Origin of the sequence: Planktotalea sp. (assembly GCF_039984035.1) — a bacterium.
GTDB lineage: Bacteria > Pseudomonadota > Alphaproteobacteria > Rhodobacterales > Rhodobacteraceae > Planktotalea.
This window is the reverse complement of sequence record NZ_JBDWVM010000087.1, coordinates 1-3934: the sequence shown is the minus strand read 5'-3', so window position 1 is coordinate 3934 and position 3934 is coordinate 1. Positions and strand designations below refer to the sequence as shown.

Sequence of the window (3934 nt, the reverse complement as noted above, 5' to 3'; positions counted from 1 at the left end):
GGTCGTATTTTTCGTTGGGCGAATGGATTTGATCGTCGTCTTTGCCAAAGCCAATCAGCATCGCGTCGGTATCCAAAATATCCTTGAAATGGCCTGCAATCGGGATCGAGCCACCACAGCCCACGTAAGAGGCGGGCAGGGGCCATTCGTCGCTGAGCGCTTTGCGCGCTTTTTCAAAGGCGGGGTCAGTGATGCTCATCTGGCTGGCTTTGGAGCCTTTGCCGAGCGGGAACTCTGCCGTGTAGTCCTCTGGCAAGGAGCTGTTCACGTATTCCACAAATGACGCGTGAATCGCATCTGGATCTTGCGTGCCGACCAGACGGAAGCTGATCTTTGCGCCTGCTTCGGACGGAAGAACGGTTTTGAAACCGTCGCCCGCATAACCTCCCCAGATGCCGTTCACATCACAAGTCGGGCGGGACCAGATCATCTCAAGCGGAGTGCGGCCTTGCTCGCCCGCAGGGACGCTGAGCCCCACATCACCCAAGAATTTGCCGTGATCAAATGCAAGGCCCTGCCATTGGCTGCGAATTTCATCTTCCAGCTCAGGTACACCGTCATAAAAGCCGGGCAGTGTGATGCGGCCAGCCGCGTCATGGAGGCCTGTGATAATGCCAGAGAGCACGCGAATAGGGTTCATCGCGATTCCGCCGTACATGCCAGAATGCAGGTCGCGATCGGGGCCTTTGATGATGACTTCTTCTGATACAAGACCACGCAACATGGTGATGATGGACGGTACCTTGCTTTCAAACAGGCCCGTGTCGCAGATAAGGGCAATGTCGGATTTCAGCTCTTCCGCGTTCTCAACCATGAAGGGGACGAGCGACGGTGATCCGCTCTCTTCCTCGCCCTCAAAGAAGAAGGTAATCTTGCAAGGCAGCGCGCCGTGGATTTCTTTCCAAGCGCGGCAGGCCTCAATGAAGGTCATCAGCTGGCCTTTGTCATCCGAGGAGCCGCGCCCGCGGATGACCTTGCCATTTTCGGTGTCTTCAATCGCAGGTTCAAACGGCGGTGTGTCCCAAAGATCAAGAGGATCAACGGGTTGTACGTCATAGTGCCCATAAAACAGAATGTGTGGGCCATTGCCGTCGACATGTCCGACGACCATTGGATGGCCTTTCGTGAGACGCTTTGAGGCAGTTGCGCCAAGGTTTTTTAGGTCAGCAACGAGCCAGTCAGCCGCGTCATCACAGTCCCGCTTGAAGGCGGGATCGGTTGAAATTGAAGGAATACGCAAAAGGCGGAGCAAACGCTCGGTGGCCTCGGGCAGGTTTTCATCGATCTTGGCGAGAACAGAATCAAGAGACATTGGAAAATGACCTAGGTGTGAGAGAGAGATTTGGCGCAAGCTACCATGCTTTACGTAACTGTCCAGAAGACGGTCTGTTTCCAAAGGGAAAATGATCGGCCATAAATCTTTGATTTTACTATGACCTGCGACATGAAGGACTATGCAAAACCATTGCCAGACCTTGGTTCAAGAGCTAATTACAAGTTAAGAAATTGCTGCTTTATGGCGGTTCTCCTTTGTTGTTAGCGACTTAGAGGACTGTCTGACCAACTTGAGAGAACGCTCTTGGATTATACTGCTCAGCTAGATTTGCGTTTGCAAACCCTTCATTCAGAAGGGCGCTACCGCACATTCATCGACATCGAACGCGAAAACGGAAACTTTCCGCATGCGCTCTGGCGCAAGCCGGATGGCACTGAACAAGAGATCACTGTCTGGTGTGGTAACGACTATCTTGGCATGGGCCAGCATCCTGTCGTTCTTGAAGCAATGCACGAAGCAATTGATGCAACGGGCGCTGGATCAGGCGGCACGCGCAATATTTCAGGCACAACCGTTTATCATAAGCGACTTGAGGCAGAATTAGCCGATTTGCACGGAAAAGAGGCATCTTTGCTTTTTACTTCCGCCTACATCGCGAATGACGCAACACTGTCGACACTGCCGAAACTCTTCCCTGGGTTGATTATTTATTCTGACGCCCTGAACCACGCTTCAATGATTGAAGGCGTGCGCCGTAATGGTGGCGATAAGCGGATCTTCCGTCACAACGATCTGGATCACTTGCGCGAACTTCTCGCGGCTGATGATCCGAATGCGCCGAAACTGATTGCCTTTGAATCCATCTATTCCATGGATGGTGACTTTGCGCCGATCGAAGCGATTTGTGATTTGGCTGATGAATTTGGCGCGCTGACTTACATTGATGAAGTGCACGCCGTTGGCATGTATGGTGCACGCGGCGCTGGTGTTGCTGAACGGGATCGTTTGATGCATCGCATTGATATCATTAACGGAACATTGGCCAAAGCCTATGGCGTAATGGGCGGTTATATCGCTGCGTCTTACAAGATGTGCGATGCGATCCGGTCGTATGCGCCGGGCTTTATCTTTACAACATCCTTGGCGCCTGCGGTTGCAGCAGGGGCAGCGGCTTCGGTTGCTTTCCTTAAGCGTTCACCTGAATTACGCGAACAGCATCAGACACAAGCGAAGATTTTGAAGATGCGTCTCAAGGGTCTTGGCATGCCGATCATCGATCACGGTAGCCACATTGTTCCGGTTATGGTGGGCAATCCTGTGCACACCCAAAAGTTGTCCGATATGCTTTTGGAAAACTTTGGAATCTACGCGCAGCCGATCAATTTCCCGACCGTTCCGCGCGGCACGGAACGCCTTCGTTTTACACCATCTCCGGTTCATACGAGCGATGATGTGAATAAGTTGGTCAATGCAATGGATTCACTTTGGTCTCATTGTGCGCTGAATCGTGCCGAATTAACGGCTTAGCCCTTAAGTTATATGCAAATACTCTTGTGATGTGCTAATGTTGCCTCAATAACAACAGAGTTCGAATCGAACCTGTGGATAAGTTGGGCAATGCAGTAATGGCGAACATGGGGATGGGCGTATGCTAGGGCGCAAAAAAACGCGCATAACGGAAGACGAAGACGTCGCCCCAAAAGGGTTTGACGATTTTGACTTGCGCCTAGGCGACATGATGCGCGGTGAGCGCGCAACATTGGGCAAATCTCTGCTCGATGTGCAGCGCGAGTTGAAGATTAAAGCCTCCTACATTTCTGCCATAGAAAACTGCGATCCAAGCGTCTTTGAAACACCTGGATTTATCGCGGGCTACGTGCGCTCTTATGCGCGCTATCTCGGCATGAATCCTGAACGCGCCTTTGATGCCTTCTGCGCCGAAAGTGGATTTTCGACCGCGCACGGCATGTCCGATGAAGCCTCGTCGATCAAAAAATCCCGCGCTGCGGAAGTGATCGCAGGCTCGTCCGTTGGCCGTGACCCGTTTGCGCAGCCAAGCACGCCGTTCGTTCCGACCAACGATGCATTCTTGTCGCGCGTTGAACCAGGTGCAATTGGCTCCACTTTGGTCTTGATGACATTGCTCGGTGCAATCGGATTTGGCGGTTGGAGCGTTTTGAACGAGGTACAGCGCGTCCGCGTTGCCCCCGTTGATGAAACGCCGATTGTTTTGGCCGATCTCGACCCTGTCGCCCGTGCGGCAACGCCACTGGCGGATATTTCTGAGAATGGCGATTCCCCTGTGAACGCAGGTCTCGATGCGCAGAAGCAGGAAGGGCTGGATCGTTTGTATCGTCCCAAAGCGCTCGACACGCCTGTTTTGGTCGCACGCGATGCGCCGATTTCTATGATCAACCCGCAAAACAACGGCGCTTTCGCATCCTTTGTCACTGCAGATGAAAACAGCCTGCAAGAACAGCCACGTTTGCTGGTCGATGGCACGGTTCAATTGGCAGATTCCGGTGCAACGGTACCGCAAGTTGTTGAACAAGTACCTGATCAGATTGAGATTGTTGCGGTGCGCCCTGCCTGGCTCCGCGTGAGTGCTGCCGATGGAACGACGCTCTATGAGGCGACCTTCAACGCAGGCGACACCTA

3 protein-coding genes are annotated in these 3934 nt (G+C 52.9%); 2 read left to right on the top strand and 1 reads right to left on the bottom strand.

Translation table 11 applies throughout. The features are described from left to right. Positions 1-1312, bottom strand: a 1312-nt coding sequence (locus ABJQ89_RS03905; RefSeq protein WP_348494959.1) for a M20/M25/M40 family metallo-hydrolase, incomplete at its 3' end; no start/stop codon positions are given. Between the two features lie 267 nt (positions 1313-1579). Between ABJQ89_RS03905 and hemA the strand changes: the two genes are divergently transcribed. Both hemA and ABJQ89_RS03895 read left to right on the top strand, forming a co-directional pair. Continuing rightward, on the top strand, positions 1580-2803 hold the full coding sequence (hemA, locus tag ABJQ89_RS03900) for a 5-aminolevulinate synthase (protein WP_348494958.1): 1224 nt from the start codon (positions 1580-1582) through the stop codon (positions 2801-2803). Positions 2804-2924: 121 nt separating this feature from the next. Next, positions 2925-3934 (top strand): helix-turn-helix domain-containing protein (locus tag ABJQ89_RS03895; RefSeq protein ID WP_348494957.1); only part of this gene is annotated, 1010 nt, incomplete at its 3' end.